This window comes from Haloechinothrix alba (genome assembly GCF_900188115.1).
In the GTDB taxonomy this organism is placed as follows: Bacteria; Actinomycetota; Actinomycetes; order Mycobacteriales; family Pseudonocardiaceae; genus Haloechinothrix; species Haloechinothrix alba.
On record NZ_FZNW01000024.1, the window covers coordinates 18,994 to 43,464 of the forward strand.

Genomic DNA, 24,471 nt, shown 5'->3' on the forward strand with positions numbered 1-24,471 from the left:
GCGTGGTCAGATCACGTCGATCGCGGAGACCCGCCACTCCCCGTCGACCTTCTCCGCGGTCACGTCAAGGGTCGCCGTCCGGGACTCGGGGGCGCCGCCCTCCGCGCTCCGCGTCTGCTGGTCGAGGAAGACGAGCAGCGTCGCCGTCTCGCCATCGAGCTCCCGGACCCCGATCGAGCGGATCGTGCTCGTCCGGACGAGGTCCTCCTCTGCCGCTCGCCGCGCCACGGCGTCGAACCGCTCGCGGTGCTCGGCCGCGGCCTCGCCCGTCAGCCCCATCTCGACGGCGCGTTCGGTACGTTCCAGGTTGGTGTGGTCGTAGGAGAATACGGCGCGCAGCGTAGCGCCGACGCTCTCGAGGACCTCGCTGGTGGCCTCGGTATCGGCAAGCGCGAGGTTGTCCCCCGAGCCGCCGCGCAGCTCGTGCGCGCGCAGCCCGAACCACACCGAGCACGCGACCGCGACGGCGAGCACGGCGCTCAGTAGTACCACGACGGTCCGCCTGTCGAGAACAGTCCTCGCACGCCGGGTCATGAGGCGACCTCGACTCCGGTGATCTTCCACCCGTCGTCCGTATCGGCAAGGGAGGCGTTCATGCGCCGCGTCTCGGAGACCGCCTCCTCACCGCCCCCCGCCAGGTCCACCTCGAGCACGGCGATGACCCGTGCCGAGTCCTGGTACGGGTCTATGTCGGTCACGGCCGCCCGCAGCATCCGGGCGGTGGAGACCGTCTCGTCGCGTTCCGCCCGATCCCGCTGGCTCTCCCTGCCCCCGCGGAGGTCCTCGTGCAGATCGCCTGCCGTCACCGCGAGCCACTCGTCGAGATCGTCCTCGATTGAGCGGTGGTCGATCGTGTGCAGCGCGACGAGACCCTCGGTCGCCGCCTCCAGCGCGGCGTCGCGCTCGTTCGCCACCGACAGCTCGGAGTCCTGCGCCGCCGATGCCCACGACCAGCCGAACCAGCCTGCGGCGAGCACCGCGAGCACGGTCAGCACGAGCAAGCTGTCGCGTACCGGGTCGCCGGAGGTCGCGATCCGCCGACTACCGAGAAGCCTCAATCCGTGACTCCCAGCAAGTCCGCGAAGTCCCCGGGAGCATCCTGCTGCGTCGGCAGGTCGAGCAGGCCGGGCAGGTTCCCGTCCGGTTGTTGCCCCGCGTCCTGACCGTCGCCCTGGCCGCCGCCCGGCTCGGCCACCTCGACGGGCTCACCCTTGTACGGGGCGTTCTGCGACCCTCGCACCGCGATGGGGCTTCCCGGCGGCTCGGCGCAGTACGCTTCCGTGTTCGGCTCGACCTCCTCGAAGTCGTTCGCGGGGCGCTGTTCGGTTCCCTCGTAACCGCGCATGCACGATGGTGGGTCGAAGAAGTTGAACACGAGCCCCAGCTTGCCCTTGCCGTCCTCGCTGACGGTGTTCGGGAACGCGGAGAGCATGCTGAAGTTCACCATCAACTGCTCGGTCGAGTCGGTACGCACCTCCATGATATCCGCCGTCGTCAGCAGGTTGGCCAGTAGCAAACCCATGTCGTTGCCCGAGGTCCTGAGGAACTCGCTCACCTGCTGACCGACCTGGGGAGTGCGGTCGATGACCTTCCGGATGTCGGAGTCGGACTCGGCGAACTGCTCGGCGATGTCCTTGAGGCCGCTGGAGAACTCCGTGATGTTGTCCGCGTTGCGCCGCTGGTTGTCGAGCACGGTCCGGCCGGACGAGAGCAGCTGCCGCGTCTCGGGAAGGCTCTCCTGTGCCCGCTCGGTGAAGGAGTGCGCGGTATCCAGCAACACCTGCAGGTCCTGGCCCGCCCCGGAGAACGCCAGGTCGGCCTCGGTGACCACGGTGCGCAGCGACTCCGTGTCGACGCTGCTGACCAGCTCGTCGAGGCTGGTGAGCACATCGTACGAGGGAACGGGGATCCCGGTGTCGTCCTGGGAGATCACCGACCCGTCCTCGAGGTACGGCTCACCGCCGCTCTGTGGTCGCAGGTCGACATACTGCTCCCCGACAGCCGACCGGTTCGTCACGGTCGCCGTGGTGTCCGCCGGTATCGGCGGGGCGTCCTCGCTGATGTCGAGATCGACATCGATACCCCCCTCGCTCAGCCGCAAGGAGGCCACCTCACCCACCTCGACGCCGCGGTAGGCCACCTGCGCGCCCTCGAAGATCCCTCCCGAGTCGGCGAACTGCGCCGTGACCACGTACCCGCGGGGGCCGAACAGCCGGTCCAGTCCCGCGTAGTTGAGCCCGACATAGGCCACCGAGAGTGTGGCGATCACGACGAAGGCCGCCAGCTTGATACGGGTGTTCCTGGTCAGCATCAGCGACCTCCGAGTAGTGCGCCTGGCACGCCGAGCAGACCACCGTCACCGCCGGTCGAGCCGTCGGTGCCGCTGCCGGACTGCGGGAGCGGCAGCTCGGGAAGGTTCGGGGCGCCCCTGCTGCCTCCGCCGGGCTCGGCCTGCTCGGTGCCGCCTTGTGGCTCGCTGCCCGGGGTCTCGAACAACCCGAGCGGTGGCTGGCTCGAGTTGCGGATGTTGTCGATGAGCTTGTCCAGCTTCAACTCGAACTCCACATCGACGTTGGCGTAGTCGCCCTTCACCACGTCGCCTGCGTTCCACGGCAGCGGGTACGTCGGCAGGATCTTGAGTGCCTCGATGAGGTCGGCGTCGGCTTCGGCGAGCTTGCGTAGGACCGGTTCCAGCGCGCGCAGGTTCTCCACCACCTGGTCCCTGCTCTGCTCGATCGTGTCCACCGTGACGTCGGAGAGCTCGTCGAGCGCGCCGAGCGCGTTGACGAGCTCGTCCCGCTGCTCGGAGACCACTCGCAACCCCGGCTCGAGCTCGTCGAGAGCCGTGGCGAGATGGTCGTTCTCCGCGCGCAGGGTTCCGGACAGCTCGTCGAGGCCGTCGATGGCACGCACGATCTCGTCCTTCTGGCCGTCGAGAGACCGGGTGAGCTCCTCGGCATGCGACAGCAGGGCCTTGATCTCCGGCTCGTTACCGGACATCGCGGCGTTGAGCTCCTCGGCGATGTCCCGCAGCTGGTCGATACCGCCGCCGGACAGCAGCAGCGACAGCGCCCCGAGCACCTCCTCCAGTTCGACGCCCCGGCTGGTCCGGGCGAGCGGGATCGTCGCGCCGTCGGCGAGCGTGCCCTTGGCCTGACCGTCCTCCGGCTCGCGCAGCTCGACGAACTTCTCCCCGAGCAGGCTGGACTGACGCAGGTCGGCTTCGGCGTTGGCCGGTAGCTCGATGTCGCCGTTGACGGTCATCGTCACCTCGGCCGATTTGGTGTCCTCCGCGAGCGCGATGTGGTCCACCCGCCCGATCGAGACGTCGTTCACCCGTACGCTGGCGTGCGGAACGAGGTCGAGCACGTCGTCGAACTCCGCCGTCACGCGGTACGGATCCTCACCGACATCGGCCCCACCGGGCAGCGGCGCGTTGTACAGGCCGGAAAAGCCCGCCTCACCGCACGCCGCCAGCACGACAGCGCACACGAGCGCCACGGGCACGAGGACCAGTCGCCTGGCGAGCACGCTCATCAGCCACCTCCCTCCGCGTCGACGAGTACGTCCGCGAGCGGCAGCGGCAGGTCAGGCAACTCACCGTCGTTGAGCGAGGCGACGATCTCCGAGACGGGCGGCAGCTGCACCGCGCCGTCGAGCACGGGCTGGATCTTCTCGCAGGCACCGGCGACATCCACGGGCACCTCCTCGGGCTGGCTCGCGTTGAGCAGGCGGCACAACGTCATCACCGGCGGGAAGGTGAGCTCGTTGAGGTTGCCGCGCACCGCGATCGTGCCCGACGCGGCGTCGTAGGTGTTGATGAAGTTGTTCATGGCGTTCGGCCCGATGTCGAGCACCTCGGCCACCGAGTCCCGGTGATCGACCAGCTCCTTGGTCAGCGCGGAGAGCTTCTCCACATTGGAGGACAGTAGTTCCTCGTTCTCGTCGACGAAGCCGTTCACGTCGTCGAGCGCGACCGCCAGCGAGCTCAGCGCCGCGTCGACGTCGCCGGACTCCCCGGAGAGGAAGCCGGTGACGTCGGCCATCGTGTCGAACAACTCGTCGAGCTGCTTGTCACTCCTGGCGAGCATCGTGGTGAACTCGCCGAGATGCTCGACAGTGTCGAAGAGGTCGTTGCCGGACTGGTCGAAGGTCCTCGACAGCTCGGCGAGCCGCGTCACCGTGTTGTTGAGGTTCTTGCCGGTGCCGTCCAGGTTCTCCGCCATCGTGTCGAGGGCCCCGGACAGCGACCCGTCGGAGTTCGCCCCCTCGGGACCCAGGTCCTTCGCCAGCGTGTCCAGGCTCTCGAAGAGCTCGTCCAGCTCGACCGGCGTCGCCGTCCGCTCCGAGGGGATCACCGCACCGGACTCCATGACCTCGCCCGACTCGTAGACCGGTGTCAGCTGCACGTAGCGGTCACTCACCAGGCTCGGGGCGACGACGACGGCGTTGGCATCGGCAGGTACATCCACGTCGTCCTGCACGGCGAGGTCGACACGCACGTGCTCCCCCTCCGGTTCGACGTTGGTCACGCTTCCCACCTCGATGCCGAGCACGCGCACGGACGAGTCCGCGTACAACCCCACCGCCCTGTCGAAGTACGCGGTCAGCTCGGTGCCCTCGTCGTCGCGCAGCGCCAGCCACGCCACGGCGCTGATCATCAGCACGAGCACGCAACCGAGGGCGATGGCGCGGGCCGGGCCACCGGCCTTGTGCAGCAGGCTCACCATCACTCCCTCTCAATCCCCTGGTCGGGCGCGGCCACCGGCCTCTCGCAGCCTTCCGGGTTGTTCTCGTAGTCGCCGATCCGGAAGCTCGGCGGCAGGAAGCCGCAGAAGTAGCCCTCGAACCACCTGCCGTTGCCCAGCGCGTTGCCGCCGAGGCGGGTGAAGGGGGCCAGCAGCTCGAGGCTGCGGGAGAGGTTGTCCTGGTTCTCCTTCAGGACGTCGGTGACCTCGTCCAGCGTCTGCAGTGTCGGCCGCAGCTGCGCGCGGTTGTCGGCGACCAGACCGGACAGCTGCTGCGAGACCTCCTGCGTACCGGAAAGCAGCCGGTCGATGGCTTCCTTACGGCTCTGCAGCTCGGACAGCAGCAGGTTCGCGTCCTCGATCACCTTCTGCACCCGCTCGGTGCGGCTGGACAGCAGCTCGGAAATCTGCTCGGTGTTGGACAGCAGCCGCTTCAGCTCCTCGTCGCGGGAGGCCACCGTCTCGGACAGCGCGGACAGGCCGTTCAACGCCTCCTGCGTGTGCTCCGGTGTGTCGCTGAACGTCTCCGATATGGTGTCGAAGCTCTCGGCGAGCTGCTCGGTGTCCACTTCGGAGGACGTTTCCTCCAGCTGATCGAAGGCGTCCTGGATATCGAACGGGGTGGTGGTCCGCTCGGCGGGGATCGGTTCGTTCGGATCGAGGCGCCCGTCGCCGCGCGGGGTCAGCGTCAGCATCTTCTCGCCGAGCAAGCTCTTGATCTCGATCGCCGCAGTCGAGCCGGCCCCGAGCCGCGAGGCCGACTCCCGCCCCTGCCTGTCGACCCGGAAGGTGGCCAGCACCTGGGTGCCGTCCAGCTCCACGCCGGTGACCTCGCCGACCTTGACCCCGGCGAGCTGGACCTCGTCGCCGTCCTTCAGACCCGCGGACTCCGCGAAGTGCGCGGAGTAGGTCGTTCCCCCGCCGATGATCGGCAGGTCCTTCGCGTTGTACGCCGCGAACAGCGACAGCAGCAGTAGCACCACCGTCACGGCACCGACGGTGGTCTGGTCGCGCGACTTCAGCGGTTTCATCCGTCGCACCTCTCCGCGGTCTGCGCACCGGGCAGCGGGACCAACGGGACCTCGACGTTGAGCGACTCGATACCGATCGTGCCGGAGATCCCGCACATGAAGTAGTTGTACCAACCGCCGTAGCTGAGCACCCGCGTGAACTTCCGCATGTTCACCGGCAGCCGCTCGAGGAGCTCGCCGAGCGTGCCCTTCGACTCGTGCACCGTGTCGGCGAGCTCGCCGAGGGCGTCGATGTCCTCCCGCAGCGGGGGCCGTGCCTCGGACACGAGCCCGGAGACGCTGTGTGTGAGCTCGCCGAGCGACTCGGTGGCCTCACCGATCGGCTCACGGCGTTCGGCCAGCCCCGTCACCAGTGCCTGCGTCGTGTCGATCAACCGCTCCGTCTGTGGCCCGCGCTGGTTGATCGTGTCGAGCACGTGGTTCAGGTTGGTCACCACCTCACCGATCACCTCGTCCCGGTCGGCGATCGTGGAGGTGACCGACGCCGTGTGGGCGAGCAGGCTGTCGATCGTGGCGCCCTCGCCCTGGAAGACACTGATGATCTCGGCGGAGAGCTTGTTGATCTCATCGGGATCCAGGGCCCGGAACAGCGGCTGGAACCCGTTGAACAGCTCCGTCAGGTCCAGCGCGGGTTGGGTGCGATCCACCGGGATCACGTCGCCACGCTCCAGCGACTCCGCCGAGTCGACATCGGTGCCGAGCGAGAGGTAGCGCTGCCCGATCACGTTCCGGTACTTCACGCTGGCCGTGGTCTCGCCGGGAAGCTCGTGGTCGGTCTCGACCCCGAACCGCACGTCGGCGATGTTGTCGCCTGCGACCTCGATCGACTCGACCTGGCCGACGCGCACACCCCGGATACGGACGTCATCACCCTCGCGCAACCCGGAGGCATTCTCGAACCGGGCAGTGTAGCTGGACATCTCCCCGAAGTTCGCGTTCGCGATCGTCGCCGCGAGAATTCCGGTGAGCAGCCCTGTGACCAGCGCGAACACGACGATCTTGACGAAGGACGATACGAATCCGCTCATCGCACCTCCACCTTCGCCCCGCGATACAACGGACCGATGAGCAGGCTCGCCCAGTCGGGTACGTCCGCGGGACTCCCCTCGACCGCCGGGGCGGCGAGCAGCGACAGCAGCCGCTGCTCCATCGGTGAGTTGGCGATGGAGCGGCCGGCAGGCGCCGCACCACCGGAAGAGGACGTGTCCCCGGAGTCCCCGGCGTCCCCGGAGTCCTCGGAGTCCTCGAAGTCCTCGTAGTCGGCCGCCTCGCTGCCGTCGGGCTCGTGCGGCGGCGGCGGTTTGGTCGAACCGTCGGCGATCGGGCCGTCCGGCGGGTACTGCGGGAAATGCTCGGGACGGTCGACCTGCGGGTAGCACCTCGGCCCCCGCTTGTCCTCGTACCGCGGCTCGTCCTTACCCGGTTCGTACTTGCCCCGGCTGGAGATGAACTCGATCGTGATCCAGTTCTTCCCGTCCCTGAAGGCCTCCGCGGCCGCGTCCATCTGGTTGGCGAACTGGCGCAGCATGCACGGGTACTGCGGGGCGTACTTCTCCAGCACGTCCAGGGTCGGCTGCGCCGTGGCGGTGAGGTCGATCAGGTTGTCCCTGTTGACCTCGATGAAGCTGCGCATGTCGTTCGAGCTGGTGACCACGGTCCGGTACAGGTCAGTGAGGTCCCCGCTCTTCTCGGCGATGGTCTGCGTGGTGGTGGTCGCGGTGGACAGCGCCTGCAGGAAGTCCGGAGCGGCCTCGGAGTAGATCTCGGACACGTCGGCGAGCCCCTTCAGGTTCTCCTCGAGGTCGGGAAGCGAGTGGTTGAACTCGCCGAGGTACTCGGACAGCAGCACGAGCGTCTCCCCGAGGTCCTCGCCCCGGCCGTCCAGCGCCGTGGCGACCGAGTTCAGCGCGCTCGACAGCTTCTGGGGCTCGACGGCCTGCAGTAGCGGCATCACGTTGTCGAGTACCTGCTCCAGCTCGATCGCGTTCTCGCTGCGGTCCTGGCCGATCGTCGCGCCATCGGTGATGTGCTCGACGCCGTCGCCTGCCAGCGGCCTGCCTTCCGGCAGCTGCAGTGCGACGTAGCGCTCGCCGAACAGCGTCTTCGGCAGCAGCCGGGCCTGCACGTTCGCCGGGACGAGCTCGAGTTGCTCCGGCCGCAGCGCCAGCTCGAGAGTCGCGCCGTCCGCGCGGGAGGAGATCTCTCTGACCTCTCCGACGACGACGCCGCGGACCTTGACGTCCGCGCCGGGGCGCATCTGGTTGCCAACATGGCCCGTCTCGAGCGAGACCGTGGCTGCCGTGCTGAACGCCTTGTTGTACATGCCGACGGTCACGCCGAAGAACATCGCGATGACGACGAGCAACGCGACCCCGAGCGCCTGGTAGCGCAACCTGGCGAGCAGCACCCTCCGTCTCGTCCCGCTCATCCCGCGATCCTCACCGTCGTCGTCGAGCCCCAGATGGCCAGGCTCAGAAAGAAGTCCAGCACCGCGATCATCACGATGGAGGTCCGAACGGCCTTACCGACGGCCACGCCGACCCCGGCAGGCCCACCCCGTGCGGTGTATCCGTAGTAGCAATGCGTCAGGATCACCACCACGCTGAAGATCAGCACCTTGCCGAACGACCACACGACGTCTTCCGGGGGCAGGAAGAGGGCGAAGTAGTGGTCATAGGTCCCCGCCGACTGCCCGTACACCCAGATGGTGATCTGTCGCGATGCCACGTAGGCCGACAGCAACCCCACCGCGTAGAGCGGGATCACCGCGGCCACGCCTGCGAGTACGCGGGTGGTGACGAGGTACGGGACGCTGGGCACACCCATCACCTCGAGGGCGTCGATCTCCTCGGAGATGCGCATCGCGCCGAGCTGGGCGGTGAACCCGCACCCCACCGTCGCCGACAGCGCCAGCCCTGCCGAAAGCGGTGCCACCTCGCGGGTGTTGAAGTACGCGGAGATGAACCCCGTCAGCGCTGCGGTGCCCAGCTGCTCCAGCGAGGAGTACCCCTGCAGGCCGACGACCAGACCGGTGAACATCGTCATCCCGATCATCACGCCGAGCGTGCCGCCGATGATGGCCAGCGCGCCCGTCCCGAAGCAGACCTCGGTCAGCAGGCGCGCCATCTCGCGCGAGTACCGCGCGATCGTGCGGGGCGACCAGGCCAGTGCCCGCGCGTAGAAGGACAGCTGTTGGCCCAGCCCCTCCAGGCCTGCACCGGGACGCGCGATGATCTCCAGCGTCCTGTCGGAGAGCTCCTCCCGCTCCTCATGCTCGCGCTCTTCCTGCTCGCGCTCCGCCGATGTCGTCATACGATCACAACGCCTTCGGTGGAACGACTTGCAGGTAGATGGCCGTCAGCACGACGTTGATCAGGAAGAGCGCGAGGAACGAGATCACCACTGCCTGGTTCACAGCGTCCCCGACGCCCTTGGGCCCGCCTGCGGGGTTGAGCCCCCGGTACGCGGCGACGACACCCGCGACGAACCCGTACAGCACCGCCTTGAACTCGCTCACCCACAGGTCCGGCAGCTGCGCGAGCGCGTTGAAGCTGGCCAGGTACGCGCCGGGCGTGCCGCCCTGCATGATGACGTTGAAGAAGTAGCCGCCGAGCACGCCGACCACGCTGACCAGCCCGTTGAGCAGCACAGCGACCACGGTCGCGGCGAGTACTCGCGGGACGATGAGGCGCTGCACCGGGTTGACACCGAGCACCTCCATGGCGTCGATCTCTTCGCGGATCTTGCGGGCGCCGATATCGGCACAGACGGCCGAGCCGCCCGCTCCGGCCACGAGCAGCGCCGTGATCAGCGGGGCCGCCTGCTGGACGATCCCGAGCGCGGCAGCGGCGCCCGTGAAGGACTGCGCCCCGATCTGCTCGGTCAGCGAGCCCAGCTGCAGCGCGATGACGGCCCCGAACGGGATGGCGACCAGCGCCGTCGGCAGGATCGTCACGCTGGCGAAGAACCAGCACTGCTGGATGAACTCCCTGAACTGGAACGGACGGCGGAACGTGCCACGCAGCACCTCCCACGCCAGCGTGGTCATCCTGCCGACCTGCGCGAGCGCAGCAGAGCCAGGCACCGAGACTCCGGTACCCCTGACGGCCATCGGCTTCCTCCACGCTCCTGTCGTGCTGCCCTTCAGCACCGGGCCTGCGCGCCCGCGCCGGGCAGGTCCGGCGAACTAGACCTTCAACGAGTGGGTCGTCGTCACCCCTCCGTCGGCGACGAACTCCGCCCCCGTGCAGTACGAGCTCTCGTCGCTGGCGAGGAAGACCACGAGGTCGGCGATCTCGTCGGCCTCACCCAGGCGACCCAGGGCGATCCGCTTGGACAGCCAGCTGGTGTCGAGCTCGATCCCGCCCATAGCATCCTGCACCATCTGTGTGTCGATCATGCCAGGATGTACCGAGTTGGCGCGAATGCCGTCTTTGCCGAGTTCAAGGGCGGCGACCTTGGTCATCCCCCGGATGGCGAACTTGCTGGCGGTATACGACATCAGCATCGGCACGCCTGCCAGCCCGTCAATCGAGGAAAGGTTCACGATCGATCCGCCACCGGCCTCTCGCATGGGTTCAACGACCGAACGCATGCCGAGGAACGTACCGGTTTGGTTAACACGGATAACGCGTTCGTAATCACTGAGGGTGGTGTCGGCCAGCTCGGCGAAGTGCAGCACGCCCGCGTTGTTGACCAGCACGTTGAGCGTGCCGAAGCTGGCGACCGACCGCTCGACGGCCTCGGCCCACTCCGCCTCCTCGGTGACGTCCAGGTGGCAGAACAGCGCCGCATCACCGAGCTCCTCCGCCAGCGCCTTGCCGTCCTCGTCGTTCACATCGGCGACGACGACGCGCGCTCCCTCTGCGACGAACCGGCGTGCCGCCGCCGCACCCTGCCCCCTGGCAGCCCCGGTGATCAGCCCTACCTTGCCGGACAGCCGACCCATGTTCACTCCCTTACCTGCTCGTCGCTCGCTACCGTGCTCACATCAACTCGTCGCCGAGCGGCATCATCACCGTCTTGAGCTCGGTATATGCCTCGAAGGCCGACTGGCCTCCCTCCCGGCCGAGGCCGGACTGCTTGAACCCGCCGAACGGGGCGTGCGGCTCGAGCTGGAACCCGTTGATCCCGACCGTGCCCGCCCGCACACCGCGCGACACACGGAACGCACGCTGCACGTCGCTGGTGAACACACCGGCGCCGAGCCCGTACTCGGTGTCGTTGGCCAGCCGGATGGCTTCCTCCTCGTCACCGAACGGGACCACAGACAGTACCGGGCCGAAGATCTCCTCCTGCGCGATCGTCGAGGAGTTGTCCACATCCGCGAAGATCGTAGGCGAGACGAAGTTGCCTGCCGAGTACTCACCCTCGAGGCGCTCCCCGCCCATGACCAGCGTGGCACCTTCTTCCTTCCCCTTGGCGATGTAGCCGAGCACCCGCTCGAGCTGCTGCTCGTTGATCAGCGGGCTGGCCAGCACGCCGGGGTCGAACGGGTCCCCGAAGGTGATAGCCGAGGCCATACCCTTGGCAGCCTCGAGGAACTCGTCGTAGATGTCCCTGTGCACCAGTGCCCGGGTGTTGGCCACACAGGCCTGCCCGGACAGCCCCATGGTGACCGCGCCGACCACCGTGGATGCCGCGATCGTGACATCGGGGGCGTCGTCGAAGACCACGGCGGGACTCTTGCCGCCCAGCTCGAGGGAGACCCGCTTGAGGGTGCCCGCGGAGGCCTCGACGATGCGCTTGCCGACGCCCCTGCTGCCGGTGAAGCTCACCTTGTCCACGTCGCTGTGCGTGATCAGCGCTTCCCCGCACTCCTCGCCGGTACCGGTGACCATGTTGAGCACACCTGCGGGAAGCCCCGCCTCCGCCAGCAGCTCGACCATGCGCAGCACGGAGTACGTCGCGTACTCGGACGGCTTGAGCACGACGCTGCAGCCCGCGGCGAGCGCGGGCGCGACCTTCTGCGCGAACAGCAGGAACGGCGCGTTCCACGGCAGGATCGCGGCGACCACGCCGAGTGGCTCGCGGAAGGTCATCGTCAGGTGGTCGCCGCCCTGGTAGGGCGGCAGTGTCTGCCCGCCGATCTTGTCCACCCAGCCGGCGTGATGGTCGAAGACGTCGGCAGCGGCGCCCACCGACGTCGCGTAGATCGACCCGAAGGACAGCGGCACGCTGTTGTCCAGTGCCTGCAACCCGCGCAGCTCGTCCGCGTGCTCGCGCAGCAGCCGCCCGTACCGCTGCAGCACGGCGATACGCTCGCCCGCGCGTGCCCGGGACCATGTCCCCGCCTCGAAGGAGCGACGTGCAGCGGCGACGGCCGCGTCCACGTCCGTGGCGCTCGCTCTGGCGAACTCGCCGATCACCTCGCCCGTTGCCGGGTGACGGTGCGTCCACGTGGCACCGCCGTCCGCGGCGCCCCAGTGACCGTCCACAAGGAGCTGCCCGGTCCGCACACCGAGCTCGTCCCGGTGCGATAGCACGCTAAGCGTCATGTTTCGTATCTCCTCACCTGCGTTGGACCCTGCCTGCTCGCCGCGGTCACGGGAGGTCGCTCACCTCGGTAGCCGCGAACATCCGGTCGGTTGCCCGGCCGTCGAAGTAGCCACCCAGCTGCTCGGCCAGCTCAGCCGGGTTCCACTGCCCGTCGGCGGCGTCGAAGCGCGCCTCGACCGTGGGTGGCGCCATCAGCGCCACCATCCCCCCGTGCACCACGAACACCTGCCCGGAGATCCGCTCGGCTTCGGCGGAGGCGAGGTAGGTGACCAGCGGCGTGACGTGGTCGACGGAGAGCGGGTCGATGCCGCTCTCCGGTGCCGGGCCGAAAACGTCGGAGGTCATCGCGCTCCTCGCGCGGGGGCAGATGGCGTTGGCGCGCACGCCGTACCGCGCCATGCCGCGCGCGGTGGCCGTGGTGAGCGCCGCGATCCCGCCCTTGGCCGCCGCGTAGTTCGGCTGCCCCTCGGAACCGAGCAGGAACGCCTCCGATGTCGTGTTGATGACGCTGCCGTACACGGGCGCGCCATCCGATTTGGACTTGCCACGCCAGTAGGACGCCGCGTTACGGGAGAGCAGGAAGTGTCCGCGCAGGTGCACCCTGATGACCTCGTCCCACTCCGCGTCCGTGGCGTTGAACAGCATCCTGTCCCTGGTAATGCCGGCGTTGTTCACCAGGATGTGCAGGCCGCCGAAACCCTCGACGGCCGCGGCGGTCAGCGCGTCGGCCGTGTCGCGATCGCCGACGTCGCCCGGTACGAAACGTGCCGAACCACCCGCTTCCGCGATCTCGTCGACGACGCCCTTCGCCGACTCGTCGAGGTCGCCGACGACGACCGAGGCGCCGGCCCCGGCGAGCGCGAGCGCCTCGGCCCGGCCCAGTCCGCTGCCGGCACCGGTCACGATGGCGACGGTGCCTTCGAGACTGCCACTCACGCGATGTTCACCACCTGCCGGATCAGATCGTGGTTGCCCGCACGCAAGACGTTCAACCCGTCGTTGATCTCCTCGAGGGTCAAACGCTTGCTGATCATGCCGTCCAGGTCGAGCATGCCCGCTCGCCAGAACTCGATCATCCTCGCCGTGTCCCTGTGCACGTGGCACGACCCGTAGAACGACCCCAGGATCTTCTTGTCGTGCAGGAAGAGCTCTTGCGCGCTGAACTCGACCATGCTGTCGGCCTTGCCCGCGCCGACGATGACGACGGAACCGCCACGGCGCGTCTGGTCCCAGGCCGAGCGGATGGTCGCGGACTGGCCCACCACGTCGAAGGCGTAGTCGAACCCGGCCCCGCCCGCGAGTTCCTGGTTGAGCCCGTCCAGCTCCTCGGGGGCGACCGCGTGGGTGGCCCCGAACTTGCGGGCGAGGTCGCGTTTGGCCTCAACGGGATCCACCGCGACGATCGTGGTAGCACCCGCGATCCTGGCTCCCTGCAGGACGGAGATCCCCACACCGCCGCACCCGATGACGACCACGCTCGAGCCCGGTTCGACCGCCGCGGTGTTGAGCACCGCACCCACGCCGGTGAGCACTCCACAGGCGACGAGGGCGGCGATCTCGAACGGGACATCACTGTCCACCTTGATCGCACCGGCCGCGGGGACGACGAGCTCCTCGGCGAACGTGCCGAGGCCCGCGTAGCCGAACAGCGGGGCGTCGCCTTGCTGGAAGCGCGGCGAGGTGAAGGCGGCCACCGCGTGCACGGCGCAGAGGTTCGGCTGGCCACGCAGGCAGTCCGCGCAGGCGCCACACGGCGGGACGAAGGAGACGGTCACGTGGTCACCCGGGGCCAGATGCTCCACGCCGGAGCCGACCTCGACGACCTCGCCTGCTCCCTCGTGCCCGATCACACCGGGCGCAAGCGCGGGCAGAGTTCCGTCCATGGCGGAGAGGTCGCTGTGGCAGATGCCCGAGGCGCGCACCTTGATCCTGACCTCTCCCTGGCCGGGCGACACGGTCGTGACGTCGTCGCACAGGTCCAACTCGTCCGCGCCGATCTCGGTCAGCACAGCAGCTTTCACGTGAACTCCTCCTCATCGAGGTCGCCGCGTCGGCCTTCTCGTAACTCGGGCGGCTCACCTCAGTCCGGCCACCTGGCCCGGCACGGGCACCCGCATTCTCCGGCGCCGGGCCACCGGCCCGCGGCGACGGATGCGCGTCGACTCCGCCGTCTCGGGGCGGCTCTCGCCCGCCAACCCGTGAACAGCCCTCCCGGTGCACCACCACGAACTAGAACTTGTTACTAGCAGAGACTAGAACGTGTTCTCGATTTGCACAAGGGTCAGCCCGGCGCGCCGGAAGCGCGATCGTCCCGCGCCGGTTCGGCCAGCACGCAGCGAGTACCGCTGTAGATCGTCGGCATGCACTTGTTGCAGTGAATGCACAGCGAGTCCTCCCGCTCACCGGCGGCGATGGTCTCGACCAGCGCGGGCTCGCGCAGCAGCGCACGCGCCATGGCCACGAACTGGAAGCCCTCCCGCATCGCCTGGTCCATCACCGGTTTGCGCGCGATCCCGCCGAGCAGCACCATCGGCAGGCTCGTCGCGTGCCGGATCTGCCTGGCACCGTCCAGGAGGTAGGCGTCCTGGTACGGGTAGCTGCGCAGCAGGAACCGCCCGAACATCCGCACACCGAGCCGGACCGGCCTGGGCATCGCGTCGGCGAACTCGCCGAGCGGCACGTCACCACGGAAGAGATACATGGGGTTACTCAGCGAGCTGCCCGCGGTGAGCTCGAGCGCGTCGACCGAGCCATCGGCCTCCAACCAGCGGGCGACCGGGATCGCCTCGTCGAGCCAGAAACCGCCGGTGGTGCCGTCGTCCATGTTGAGCTTGACGATGATCGCCAGGCGGTCACCGACCGCATCCCGGACGGCTCGGGCGACCTCGCGCAGGAAGCGCGCCCTGTTCTCCAGCGAACCGCCGTAGGCGTCGTCGCGCCGGTTGAGCCTCGGACTGAGGAAGGAGCTGACGAGGTAGTTGTGCCCACAATGGAGCTCGACCGCGTCGAAACCGGACTCGGCGGCGAGCACGGCGGCGTCGGCATGGTCCCGCACGATACGGCGGATATCGTGCTCGCTCACCGCGCGCGTGCGGCGCATGCTCATCGGCTGCAGCAGCTTGCCGGGCGCGAGCGCGCGCATGCCGGTACTGAGCGGGTTGGCCACCGGTCCCGCGTGGCCGAGCTGCGCGGAGACGGCCGCGCCCTCGGCGTGCACCGCCTCCGTCAACCTCCGTAGGCCGGGCACGGCATCGCGCCGCACGTGGATCTGGTGGCGATCGGTCCTGCCCTCCGGGGATACCGCGCAGAACGCCACGGTCGTCATGCCGACCCCGCCTGCCGCGGGCCGCCGGTGGAAGTCGATGAGCCCGTCGGTGACCAGCCCTTCCCGGCTACGCCCCTCGTAGGTCGCCGCCTTGATGACGCGGTTGCGCAGGGAGACGGGGCCGAGCCTGGCCGGGCCGAGCACATCCGGCGCATGCCGATGCGACTGCTGTCCGTCGGGCACGGTATCGACCTCCAGCCAAACGTTGTCCGGTACACGGGTGTCCCATGCTATTCTAGAACTTGTTCTAGGATCGGGGTAGGAGGCATGCTGTCCACCAACACCGATCCCAGGAGAAGCGGAGGCAGGCGATGCGCATCGGCTACACGGATGAGCAGACGAAGCTGCGCCACCATCTGCGCGACTACTTCGCCGATCTCATGACACCCGAACGCCGCGCCGAGCTCGCAGGCGAAGGCGGCGAGTACGGAGACGGCACAGCCTACAAGGAGATCGTGCGCGAGCTGGGCCGCGACGGGTGGCTGGCACTCGGCTGGCCGGAGGAATACGGCGGCCAGGCGCGGCCGATGCTGGACCAGCTCATCTTCACCGACGAGGCGGCGGTGGCAGGCGTGCCGGTGCCGTTCCTGACGATCAACACGATCGGCCCGACCATCATGCGCTACGGCACCGACGAGCAGCGCGCGTACTTCCTCCCCAAGATCGCCGCGGGCGAGCTCCACTTCTCCATCGGCTATTCCGAACCCGACGCCGGGACCGATCTGGCCTCCCTGCGCACCCGCGCCGTCCGGCACGGGGAGGGCGCGGACGGCGAGTACGTCGTCAACGGGCAGAAGATGTGGACGAGCCTGATCGAGTACGCCGACTACGTCTGGTTGGCCGCGCGCACCGACCCGGACGCCGAGCGGCACAGGGGCCTGAGCATCCTGATCGTGCCGACCTCGGCGAGCGGCTTCTCCTGGACCAAGGTGCACACCGTCGCCGGGCCGGGCACGAGCGCGACCTACTACTCCGACGTGCGCGTACCTACCTCGGCCCTTGTCGGCGAGGAGCACAAGGGGTGGCGGCTGATCACCAACCAGCTCAACCACGAGCGGGTCGCGCTGACCTCGGCGGCACCCATGCAGAACGCGCTGCGCGAGGTGCGTGAGTGGGCTCAGCAGACCACGACACCCGACGGCAACAGGGTGATCGACGCCGAGTGGGTACAGCTTCACCTGGCCCGCGTGCACGCGCACGCCGAGTACCTCAAGCTGCGCAACTGGAAGACCGCCTGGGCGGCGAGCAACTCCGAGCTCGGCCCGGCCGAGGCCTCCGCGACCAAGGTGTTCGGCACCGAGTTCGCCACAGAGGGATACCGGCTGCTGATGGAGGTACTCGGCGCGGGTGCGGTCGTCCGCGAGGGCTCGCCCGGGGCGCTGCTGCACGGCAAGGTCGAGCGCCTGCACCGCTCCTCGCTCATCCTCACCTTCGGCGGCGGGACCAACGAGGTACAGCGCGACATCATCGCAGCGGCCGCCCTCGGGCTGCCCGTCTCCCGCTGACGCCGGACCCCGCGACCGGGGCGTCCCCGTCCGGACCACGACCCGCACAAGGAGCACCATGGACTTCTCGCTCACCGAAGCTCAGCAGGACCTCGGTGGTCTCGCCGCGCGCATCCTCGGCGACTGGAACGAACGTTCCGGCAGTAGCCCCGTCGAAGCATACGACCCCGATCTCTGGGCACAGCTGGCCAGGGCAGGCCTGCTCGACGCCGCACTCGCGGAGTCGGTCGGCGGTGGCGGGTTCGGCTTGCTCGAGCAGTGCAGCGTGCTGATCGAGATCGGCACCGTCGCCGCCCCCGTCCCCTACCTGTCCAGCATCACCGGCGGCGCGGCCGCGATGGCCGAGTTCGGCTCCGGGATGCACACCGAACGCTGGGTGCTGCCCGTGACCCGCGGGCAACGCACGCTGGCCTCAGCACTCGCCGACGAGGGCAGCCCACCCGGTTTCACCGGCCGCTACGTCGACGGCTCCCTGCGGGTCTCCGGGACGCAGACCGCGGTGCTGCACGGCGCGCACGCGGACGGCTACGTGTGCGAGCTGGCCACCCCGGACGGTGCGGCACTCGCCGTAGTGGACCGCGCGCACGACGGGCTGAGCGTCAGCGAGCAGCACGTGGTCGACGGCACCGACGCCGCCCTTGTCGAGCTGGACGACGCCGCCGTCGACGAGGGCGCGCTGCTCGGTGCGCCGGGCTCCGGGGCGGCGACGTGGCTGCGGCAGCGCGTCACCGTGGGGCTGTGCGCGTTGCAGCTGGGCATCACCTCCCGCGCCCTGGAGATGACCAGCGAGTACGCGCAGAAGCGCGAGCAGTTCGGCGAGGTCATCGGGTCGTTCCAGGCGGTGCGGCAGCGCCTGGCCGAGGCCTACCTCGATGTGGAAGCCGTCCGGCTGACCCTGTGGCAGGCGGCGTGGGCACTGTCCGAGGGCAAGCCGGCCGCCGAGGAGGTCGCCACGGCCAAGTTCTGGGCCGCGCAGGCCGGGCACCGCGTGGCGCACTCCGCAGTACACGTGCACGGGGGAGTGGGAATCGACACGGACTACCCGCTGCACCGCTACTTCGTCGCGGCCAAACGCGCGGAGTTCGCGCTCGGGGGTGCCACGGCCCAGCTCCGCGCGCTCGGCTCGCTGCTGGCGGACACCCCGGCATGACGGCGACCGCGGACGGACCACCCACCGTCACCGGCCACCTGCTGGCCCGTGCCGCCGAGGAGCATGCCGGGCTCGCCTTCGGTGCGGCCACCTGGACCTGGCGGGAGCACGTCCAGGAATGTGCAGAGCACGCCGCGCTGCTGCGGGAGCTACACGGCGAGGACGCCCCGTTCCACGTCGGCGTGCTCGCGGACAACATCCCGTCCTTCTCGTTCCTGCTCGGGGCAGCCGCCCTGTCCGGGGCCGTCCTCGTCGGGCTCAACCCCACGCGCAGGGGCGACGCTCTCGCGCGCGACGTGCGCGTCGCGGACTGCCGGATGGTGATCACGGAGAGCGCCTACCGCCCGCTGCTCGACGGCCTCGACCTCGGCGCCGCGAACGGGAAGGTGTTCGATGTGGACACCGCGGCGTGGGGCGAGGCGCTGGCGGCGCACCGCGGAGCCCGGCTGCGTCCCGTCCCGAGCGAACCGGACGACCTGCTGATGCTGATCTTCACCTCGGGCACGAGCGGGGAGCCGAAACCGGTCCGGTGCACGCACGCCAAGATCGCCTACCCGGGCGAGATGCTGGCGTCGCGGTTCGAGCTCTCCGCCGCGGACACGGCGTACGTCGCCATGCCGCTCTTCCATTCCAACGCGGTCATGGCCGGGTGGTCGGTGGCCGTGGCCGGCGGTGCCACCCTCGCGCTACGCAGGCGGTTCTCCGCATCGGGTTTCCTGCCCGACGTGCGCGCCTACGGGGCGACCTACGCCAACTACGTGGGAACGCCGCTGTCCTACGTCCTCGACGTCGCCGAAGGCGCCGACGACGCGGACAACCCGCTGCGCGTCGTCTACGGCAACGAGGGCGCGCCTGCCGACCTCGCCGCGTTCGCCGAGCGCTTCGACTGCGCCGTCGTCGACGGGTACGGCTCCACAGAAGGCGGGGTGGCGATCTCGCGCACACCGGACACACCGGCAGGCGCACTCGGCCTGCTGCCGGACGGCGTGGACATCCTGCATCCCGACACGGGACAACCGTGCCCGCCTGCGCGGTTCGACGCGGCAGGGCAGCTGCGCAACCCGGACGAGGCGATCGGCGAGCTGGTCAACACCGCGGGAACCGGGATGTTCGCCGGGTACTACAACGCCGCGGACGCCGAGTCCGACCGCGTGCGGGACGGCATGTACTTCACGGGGGATCTCGCTTACCGCGACGGCGAGGGCTTCTGCTACTTCGCGGGGCGCACCGGGGAGTGGCTCCGCGTTGGCGGGGAGAACCTCGGTGCGGCCCCCATCGAGCGCGCGTTGCTGCGCCACCCGGACATCGTCGAGGCCGCCGTGTACGGCATCCCGGACGAGCGGGTGGGTGACGCCGTAACGGCCGCGCTCGTGCTCGCTTCGGGGGCCTCCTTCGACGCGGAGGCGTTCGGAGCGTTCCTCACCGGGCAGGGCGATCTCGGGCCGACCCAGTACCCGCGCTACGTGCGGGTACTGGCCGAGCTGCCGCGCACCCCGACGCACAAGGTGCTCAAGCGTGAGCTCGCCGCGCAACAGCTGGACTGCCCCGACCCGGTATACGTACGCACGTCCCGCGAGCCACCGAGCTACGCGGCCCGGTGAGAGGCAGATGCCGAATGCGACTTTCGGCGCCCTCTATGGAGTCACGTTGACCTTCGTTCCGAGCGGCACTGATTTAGCACGTGCGTAACGCGACTCGTACGATTCGTCAACATCGGCTTCGTAGCGTCGTCGGCGACGGACCTCACGAGGTGGGGCACTGGCGAGAGGAGGCCGACGATGTCATGGGAGGCACAACGCCAACGCACGCGGACGATCGGGCGGGTGCTGGACGACGTGCATCGCAGCGGGAGCTCGCGGATCCCGGCCAACTGGCGAGAACCTATCACGTGCATCTTCGGCAGTGAGGGCACGTTCCTCGTCACGCTGCTCTACCGGTGGTTCAACGAGTTCGTGCAACGGGTCGACGAGACCGTGCGGCACGGGTGCGAGGACTCCGAGCGTGCCGCCTACATGGTGCGAACGCAGCTGGCCGCGGAACGCCCCGCGCTACACCGCGTGCTGACCGCGCATGCCGAGCACCCGGCGCTTCGCGCGGCCCGTGCAGACTGTGCGATAAGGCTGAGCTCCGGCGTCCGGTTGGCACTGGACGGCCCGCCCGCGGCTACCGCGACCGCAGCGTGACGCACAAGCCCGCCGGTGCGGGAGCCCAAGGTGACATCCGGCTCCATCGATGGAACCGATGTCACCTTGGGCTCCCACTATCCGAGGTCACACCAGCCGGTGACGCCTCAGCGGGTCTTGTCCAGTCTCGACAGCGCTTCGTTGAACTCGCGGACGAGGTCGGCCATCACGTCCGAAACCGGGCGGACCTCGTTCATCTTGCCGACGATCTGGCCGACCGGCATCGCGACGACCGACGGGTCATCCGCGGCCGCGATGCGTTGATGGGCCTCGCTCACCAGCAGGTTCTGCAGCGGCATCGGCAGCGGGTCCGGCGCGCCGGGCGCGCTCCAGGCCTCCGTCCAGCGCGTCTTGAGCAAGCGCGCCGGCTTCCCGCTGAAGATGCGGGTACGCACGGTGTCCGCGGAGCTCGCCCCGAGCAGCGCCTGCTGCATCGTCGCCGAGGTACTCATCGTCTCCAGGTACTCGGATGTGGTCAGCCAGTACGAGCCCATCCACACCCCGGACGCGCCGAGCGCGAGCGCCGCCGCGATCTGCTTGCCGGAACCGATCCCGCCCGCGGCCAGCACGGGGGCACGGTCGCCGACGCGCTCGGCGACCTCGGGCAGCAGCACCATGGAGGCGATCTCGCCGGTGTGCCCGCCTGCCTCGTAGCCCTGCGCGACCACGATGTCCACGCCGTTGTCGACGTGGCTGACCGCGTGCTCGGCCTTGCCTGCGAGCGCGGCCACCTTGACACCCCTGTCGTGGGCCTGCTCGATGACGTCGTTCGGCGGCGACCCCAGCGCGTTGGCGATCAGGCTGATCGGGTGCTTCAACGCGACCTCGACGTGCGCCCGCGCCACCGAGTGCAGCCATCCGAGCACGCCCGCGTCGTCGGTGGTCGACGGCAGGTCCGGCACGCCGAGCTCGTTCAGGGTCCGCTCCACGAACGCGCGGTGCTCGTCCGGGATGTACTGCTCCAGGTCGGTCATGCTGCCCTCGGTGGGCACCTTGGAGGGCATGACGATGTCGACGCCGTACGGCTTGCCGTCGGTGTTGGCGTCCATCCACTCGAGGACGCGGTCGAGCTCCTCGGCGTCGTTGAACCGCACGCAGCCCAACACGCCCAGGCCTCCCGCCCGGGAGACCGCCGCCGCGACGTGTTCGGAGGGAGTGAACGCCACAATCGGGTAGGTGGTCCCCAGGGTGTCACACAGTGATGTCCGCATCGTGCTCCTCTGCATAAGACTTGGCCCACGTGTAGTCGGGCTTCCCGCTCGGTTGCCTGCGCACCTCGGATACGAACCACAGGCTGCGCGGCACCTTGTACCCGGCGATCTTGGTGCGCACGTGGTCGCTCAGCGCACCCGCGTCGATCGAGGTTCCCTCGGACGGCTGGATGACGGCACCGACCCGGTTGCCCCACCGCTCGTCCGGGACGCCGACGACCAGGGCGTCGAAGACATCCGGGTAGGACTTCAGGGCACCCTCGACCTCCTCGGGGTAGACCTTCTCGCCGCCGGTATTGATCGTCTGCGAGCCACGGCCGAGCAGCGTGACCGTGCCGTCCTCCTCGTAGCGCGCGTAGTCGCCGGGAACGACGTACCGCTTCCCGTCGATCTCCACGAAGATGCTCTTGGTCTTCTCGGGGTCCTTGTAGTAGCCGATGGGCACGTGCCCACCGCGCGCCATCTTGCCCACCGCGCCTGGCTTCGGCTCGATGAGGTTGTTGTCCTCGTCCACGAGCACGGCCTGCTTGCTGAAGTTCACCCGCGGGCCCGCGGAGTGGTCACTGTCCTTACTGATCATGCTGATCCCGGTGAACCCGCTCTCCGATGCGCCGACGGCGTCGGTCAGCACCGCGTTCGGGAACTCCTCGAGGTACTCGTGCTTGAGCGACTGCGAGAACAGCGCGGCATGGCTGGTGATTGCCACCAGGGAGGATGCGTCGTAGTTGCCTTCACGGTAGGCGGCCAGCAGCGGCTTGCCCATCGCGTCCCCGACCATCGTGAGCACGTTGACCTTGTGCTCCTGGATCTCGCGCCACACCTGGTGCGCGTCGAACTGCGGCACGAACACGACCGAGCTACCGGCGAACAGCGCGCCGAAGGCGGCCCACTGCGCCGCGCCGTGGATCAGCGGCGAGACCGGCATCCGGACCAGGCCGGGACCTTCCTTCGCCTGGTTGGCCAGCGTCCACTCGTCGGGGACGTACTCGCCGGTCAGGAAGTCGATGCCGCCGCCGAGCGTGCGCCAGACGTCCTCCTGCCGCCACATCACGCCCTTCGGGTACCCGGTGGTCCCTCCGGTGTAGAGGATGTAGAGGTCGTCGGCGCTTCGTTCACCGAAGTCGCGCTCTGCCGACTGGCGCGCGAGCGCTTCCTCGTAGGCGACCCCGTTGTAGCCGGAGTAATCCGCGTCCGAGCCGTCCTCGACGACCAAGACGTGCTTCAACTCCGGCGCGTCCGGGAGCACCTCGGCGACGCGGTCGGTGAACTGGCGCTCGTGGATCAGCGCGACGAGGTCGGCGTTGTCGAAGAGGTAGCGCAGCTCCTCCGCGACGTAGCGGAAGTTGACGTTGACCGCGCGCGCCCGCAGCTTGTACGCCGCGAACATCGCTTCCATGGACTCGATCGAGTTGCGGGAGTAGATGCCCACATGGTCGTCCTTGCCGACACCGACCGAGGCGAGGTGGTGTGCGAGCTGGTTGGCGCGCTTGTCGAGCTCACCGTAGGTGATCTGCCGGCCGCCACAGATGACGGCAGTACGTTCCGGCACGGCGTCTACGGCGTGCTCGAGGAGATCGGCGATGTTCAGAGCCATACACCACAAACTAGAACATGTTATCGTTCATGGCAATGGTCAACTTGGTTCCGCGCTCGCGGCGCGGAACCCGCACGGCCTCTCGGCCACCGGGCCGATACCTCACCAGCGACCGGGAAGGGATCTTCCATGACCACGACACCACCGGAGACCGAGCGTGACAGCGAGGCACACGCGCTCGTGGAGCAGCGTGGGCACACGCTGATCGTGACCATGAACCGCCCGGAGGCGCGCAACGCGCTCAGCGGCGAGATGCTCGAGATCATGGTCGATGCGTGGAACACGGTCGACAACGACCCGTCCATCCGCAGCTGCATCCTCACCGGAGCCGGTGGCTCGTTCTGCGCGGGTGCCGACCTCAAGTCGATGAGCAAGAACAACCCGGGAACCGCGATGTCCAGCGGGGGCTGGGACCCGTCGCGGATCGAGGGGCTGCTCAAGGGACGGCGCCTGACCAAGCCGCTGATCGCCGCCGTCGAAGGTCCGGCCATCGCGGGCGGGACGGAGATCCTGCAGGGCACGGACATCCGTGTTGCCGGACGCAGCGCGAGGTTCGGGGTGAGCGAGGCGCGGTGGAGCCTGTTCCCGATGGGTGGCTCCGCCGTGCGGCTGCCACGCCAGATCCCGTACACGGTCGCCGCCGACATCCTGCTCACCGGGCGGCATGTCACGGCGGACGAAGCCAAGGACATCGGCCTCATCGGGCACGTCGTCGACGACGGTACGGCCCTGGACAAAGCCCTGGAGATGGCCGAGCTGGTCAATGCCAACGGCCCGCTCGCCGTGCAGGCGATCCTGCGGACGATGCGCGACACGGAGGGCATGCACGAGGAGGAGGCGTTCGGCATCGACGCCAAGCTGGGTCTGAACGTGTTCACCAGCGCCGACGCCAAGGAAGGCCCCCGCGCGTTCGCCGAGAAGCGCACACCGCAGTTCCGCGGCGAGTAGCCGCAGGGGGCGAGCCGAAGGACCCCCGGGTACCGAATACGTATCGACGGAGTCCCTCGGCTCGCCCCACCGCCCGGCTAGTTGTACCCGGCCATGGGGTTGGTTTGGGTGTTGGGTTTGTAGTCGAGGAGGACCTCCGGGCTTAGTGGAGATGTCTGACGTCTTCACGAAGCACCAGGAGGTCCTCATGGCCCACGGTAATGCCCGCTTGACTGTTCACGGCAGGCGATTGATCGTCGAGCGCGCCCGAGCGGGTTGGAAGCGGTCGCATATCGCGG

General features: G+C 68.8%; 22 protein-coding genes. 5 read left to right on the forward strand and 17 right to left on the reverse strand.

Annotated elements, in window-relative coordinates:
* Window positions 1-6: 6 nt before the first annotated feature.
* From CHB84_RS19490 to CHB84_RS19560, 15 genes are all read right to left on the reverse strand, one after another.
* On the reverse strand, window positions 7-534 hold the full coding sequence (locus CHB84_RS19490; protein ID WP_089303105.1) for a nuclear transport factor 2 family protein: 528 nt from the start codon (window positions 532-534) through the stop codon (window positions 7-9).
* A complete protein-coding gene (locus CHB84_RS19495; RefSeq protein WP_089303106.1) occupies window positions 531-1,058 on the reverse strand; it encodes a hypothetical protein in 528 nt (175 codons plus the stop codon). The genes CHB84_RS19490 and CHB84_RS19495 overlap by 4 nt, the downstream gene beginning before the upstream one ends.
* The gene (locus tag CHB84_RS19500; protein ID WP_089303107.1) at window positions 1,055-2,311 is read right to left on the reverse strand and encodes an MlaD family protein; all 1,257 of its coding nucleotides are present in this window, start codon (window positions 2,309-2,311) and stop codon (window positions 1,055-1,057) included. Before CHB84_RS19500 ends, CHB84_RS19495 begins: the two co-directional genes overlap by 4 nt.
* The gene (locus tag CHB84_RS19505; protein WP_089303108.1) at window positions 2,311-3,537 is read right to left on the reverse strand and encodes an MCE family protein; all 1,227 of its coding nucleotides are present in this window, start codon (window positions 3,535-3,537) and stop codon (window positions 2,311-2,313) included. Before CHB84_RS19505 ends, CHB84_RS19500 begins: the two co-directional genes overlap by 1 nt.
* On the reverse strand, window positions 3,537-4,730 hold the full coding sequence (locus tag CHB84_RS19510) for an MCE family protein (RefSeq protein ID WP_089303109.1): 1,194 nt from the start codon (window positions 4,728-4,730) through the stop codon (window positions 3,537-3,539). Before CHB84_RS19510 ends, CHB84_RS19505 begins: the two co-directional genes overlap by 1 nt.
* A complete protein-coding gene (locus CHB84_RS19515) occupies window positions 4,730-5,779 on the reverse strand; it encodes an MCE family protein (protein WP_089303110.1) in 1,050 nt (349 codons plus the stop codon). The genes CHB84_RS19510 and CHB84_RS19515 overlap by 1 nt, the downstream gene beginning before the upstream one ends.
* The gene (locus CHB84_RS19520) at window positions 5,776-6,807 is read right to left on the reverse strand and encodes an MCE family protein (protein ID WP_089303111.1); all 1,032 of its coding nucleotides are present in this window, start codon (window positions 6,805-6,807) and stop codon (window positions 5,776-5,778) included. The genes CHB84_RS19515 and CHB84_RS19520 overlap by 4 nt, the downstream gene beginning before the upstream one ends.
* Complete coding sequence (locus CHB84_RS19525) at window positions 6,804-8,207, reverse strand: MCE family protein (protein WP_089303112.1); 1,404 nt, start codon at window positions 8,205-8,207, stop codon at window positions 6,804-6,806. The genes CHB84_RS19520 and CHB84_RS19525 overlap by 4 nt, the downstream gene beginning before the upstream one ends.
* A complete protein-coding gene (locus tag CHB84_RS19530) occupies window positions 8,204-9,091 on the reverse strand; it encodes an MlaE family ABC transporter permease (RefSeq protein WP_089303113.1) in 888 nt (295 codons plus the stop codon). The genes CHB84_RS19525 and CHB84_RS19530 overlap by 4 nt, the downstream gene beginning before the upstream one ends.
* 4 nt (window positions 9,092-9,095) lie before the next feature.
* Window positions 9,096-9,890, reverse strand: a complete 795-nt coding sequence (locus CHB84_RS19535) for an MlaE family ABC transporter permease (protein ID WP_089303114.1) — start codon at window positions 9,888-9,890, stop codon at window positions 9,096-9,098.
* 75 nt (window positions 9,891-9,965) lie between these two features.
* A complete protein-coding gene (locus CHB84_RS19540; protein ID WP_089303115.1) occupies window positions 9,966-10,727 on the reverse strand; it encodes a glucose 1-dehydrogenase in 762 nt (253 codons plus the stop codon).
* A gap of 37 nt (window positions 10,728-10,764) precedes the next feature.
* Window positions 10,765-12,276, reverse strand: coding sequence for an aldehyde dehydrogenase family protein (locus tag CHB84_RS19545; protein ID WP_089303116.1), 1,512 nt, complete (start codon window positions 12,274-12,276; stop codon window positions 10,765-10,767).
* A gap of 46 nt (window positions 12,277-12,322) precedes the next feature.
* The gene (locus tag CHB84_RS19550) at window positions 12,323-13,213 is read right to left on the reverse strand and encodes a 3-oxoacyl-ACP reductase (RefSeq protein WP_089303117.1); all 891 of its coding nucleotides are present in this window, start codon (window positions 13,211-13,213) and stop codon (window positions 12,323-12,325) included.
* Window positions 13,210-14,298 (reverse strand): Zn-dependent alcohol dehydrogenase, encoded by a 1,089-nt coding sequence (locus CHB84_RS19555; protein WP_089303118.1) that lies wholly within the window; start codon window positions 14,296-14,298, stop codon window positions 13,210-13,212. The genes CHB84_RS19550 and CHB84_RS19555 overlap by 4 nt, the downstream gene beginning before the upstream one ends.
* 260 nt (window positions 14,299-14,558) lie before the next feature.
* Window positions 14,559-15,785: an oxidoreductase gene (locus CHB84_RS19560; RefSeq protein WP_089303119.1), complete on the reverse strand. Its 1,227-nt coding sequence runs from the start codon at window positions 15,783-15,785 to the stop codon at window positions 14,559-14,561.
* A 128-nt stretch (window positions 15,786-15,913) separates the two neighbouring features.
* Between CHB84_RS19560 and CHB84_RS19565 the strand changes: the two genes are divergently transcribed.
* The 4 genes from CHB84_RS19565 (at window position 15,914) to CHB84_RS19580 (ending at window position 20,440) form a co-directional block, all read left to right on the forward strand.
* Entirely contained in the window at window positions 15,914-17,107 is a 1,194-nt protein-coding gene (locus CHB84_RS19565) for an acyl-CoA dehydrogenase family protein (protein ID WP_089303120.1), read from the forward strand.
* Window positions 17,108-17,165: 58 nt separating this feature from the next.
* Window positions 17,166-18,257 carry an acyl-CoA dehydrogenase family protein gene (locus tag CHB84_RS19570; protein WP_089303121.1) on the forward strand — a complete coding sequence of 364 codons (1,092 nt, stop codon included), beginning with the start codon at window positions 17,166-17,168 and terminating at the stop codon, window positions 18,255-18,257.
* Window positions 18,254-19,858, forward strand: coding sequence for a long-chain-fatty-acid--CoA ligase (locus tag CHB84_RS19575; RefSeq protein ID WP_089303122.1), 1,605 nt, complete (start codon window positions 18,254-18,256; stop codon window positions 19,856-19,858). The genes CHB84_RS19570 and CHB84_RS19575 overlap by 4 nt, the downstream gene beginning before the upstream one ends.
* Window positions 19,859-20,035: 177 nt before the next feature.
* Window positions 20,036-20,440: a hypothetical protein gene (locus CHB84_RS19580; protein ID WP_089303123.1), complete on the forward strand. Its 405-nt coding sequence runs from the start codon at window positions 20,036-20,038 to the stop codon at window positions 20,438-20,440.
* A 107-nt stretch (window positions 20,441-20,547) separates the two neighbouring features.
* Here the strand turns inward: CHB84_RS19580 and CHB84_RS19585 are convergent, their stop codons facing one another.
* Window positions 20,548-21,651 carry an NAD(P)H-dependent flavin oxidoreductase gene (locus CHB84_RS19585; protein ID WP_089303124.1) on the reverse strand — a complete coding sequence of 368 codons (1,104 nt, stop codon included), beginning with the start codon at window positions 21,649-21,651 and terminating at the stop codon, window positions 20,548-20,550.
* Window positions 21,632-23,245: an acyl-CoA synthetase gene (locus CHB84_RS19590; protein WP_089303125.1), complete on the reverse strand. Its 1,614-nt coding sequence runs from the start codon at window positions 23,243-23,245 to the stop codon at window positions 21,632-21,634. The genes CHB84_RS19585 and CHB84_RS19590 overlap by 20 nt, the downstream gene beginning before the upstream one ends.
* Before the next feature lie 129 nt (window positions 23,246-23,374).
* Here CHB84_RS19590 and CHB84_RS19595 point away from each other — a divergent pair, with 129 nt between their 5' ends.
* Window positions 23,375-24,193 carry a crotonase/enoyl-CoA hydratase family protein gene (locus CHB84_RS19595; RefSeq protein ID WP_089303126.1) on the forward strand — a complete coding sequence of 273 codons (819 nt, stop codon included), beginning with the start codon at window positions 23,375-23,377 and terminating at the stop codon, window positions 24,191-24,193.
* The last annotated feature ends 278 nt before the right edge of the window (window positions 24,194-24,471 follow it).

What these genes read in the sequence shown, in the direction of transcription:
- CHB84_RS19490 (WP_089303105.1), bottom strand. Translation starts at nt 534, where the DNA reads ATGACCCGGCGTGCGAGGACTGTTCTCGACAGGCGGACCGTCGTGGTA.
- CHB84_RS19500 (WP_089303107.1), bottom strand. Translation starts at nt 2,311, where the DNA reads ATGCTGACCAGGAACACCCGTATCAAGCTGGCGGCCTTCGTCGTGATC.
- CHB84_RS19505 (WP_089303108.1), bottom strand. Translation starts at nt 3,537, where the DNA reads ATGAGCGTGCTCGCCAGGCGACTGGTCCTCGTGCCCGTGGCGCTCGTG.
- CHB84_RS19510 (WP_089303109.1), bottom strand. Translation starts at nt 4,730, where the DNA reads ATGGTGAGCCTGCTGCACAAGGCCGGTGGCCCGGCCCGCGCCATCGCC.
- CHB84_RS19515 (WP_089303110.1), bottom strand. Translation starts at nt 5,779, where the DNA reads ATGAAACCGCTGAAGTCGCGCGACCAGACCACCGTCGGTGCCGTGACG.
- CHB84_RS19520 (WP_089303111.1), bottom strand. Translation starts at nt 6,807, where the DNA reads ATGAGCGGATTCGTATCGTCCTTCGTCAAGATCGTCGTGTTCGCGCTG.
- CHB84_RS19525 (WP_089303112.1), bottom strand. Translation starts at nt 8,207, where the DNA reads ATGAGCGGGACGAGACGGAGGGTGCTGCTCGCCAGGTTGCGCTACCAG.
- CHB84_RS19530 (WP_089303113.1), bottom strand. Translation starts at nt 9,091, where the DNA reads ATGACGACATCGGCGGAGCGCGAGCAGGAAGAGCGCGAGCATGAGGAG.
- CHB84_RS19535 (WP_089303114.1), bottom strand. Translation starts at nt 9,890, where the DNA reads ATGGCCGTCAGGGGTACCGGAGTCTCGGTGCCTGGCTCTGCTGCGCTC.
- CHB84_RS19540 (WP_089303115.1), bottom strand. Translation starts at nt 10,727, where the DNA reads ATGGGTCGGCTGTCCGGCAAGGTAGGGCTGATCACCGGGGCTGCCAGG.
- CHB84_RS19545 (WP_089303116.1), bottom strand. Translation starts at nt 12,276, where the DNA reads ATGACGCTTAGCGTGCTATCGCACCGGGACGAGCTCGGTGTGCGGACC.
- CHB84_RS19565 (WP_089303120.1), top strand. Translation starts at nt 15,914, where the DNA reads ATGCGCATCGGCTACACGGATGAGCAGACGAAGCTGCGCCACCATCTG.
- CHB84_RS19570 (WP_089303121.1), top strand. Translation starts at nt 17,166, where the DNA reads ATGGACTTCTCGCTCACCGAAGCTCAGCAGGACCTCGGTGGTCTCGCC.
- CHB84_RS19575 (WP_089303122.1), top strand. Translation starts at nt 18,254, where the DNA reads ATGACGGCGACCGCGGACGGACCACCCACCGTCACCGGCCACCTGCTG.
- CHB84_RS19580 (WP_089303123.1), top strand. Translation starts at nt 20,036, where the DNA reads ATGTCATGGGAGGCACAACGCCAACGCACGCGGACGATCGGGCGGGTG.
- CHB84_RS19585 (WP_089303124.1), bottom strand. Translation starts at nt 21,651, where the DNA reads ATGCGGACATCACTGTGTGACACCCTGGGGACCACCTACCCGATTGTG.
- CHB84_RS19590 (WP_089303125.1), bottom strand. Translation starts at nt 23,245, where the DNA reads ATGGCTCTGAACATCGCCGATCTCCTCGAGCACGCCGTAGACGCCGTG.
- CHB84_RS19595 (WP_089303126.1), top strand. Translation starts at nt 23,375, where the DNA reads ATGACCACGACACCACCGGAGACCGAGCGTGACAGCGAGGCACACGCG.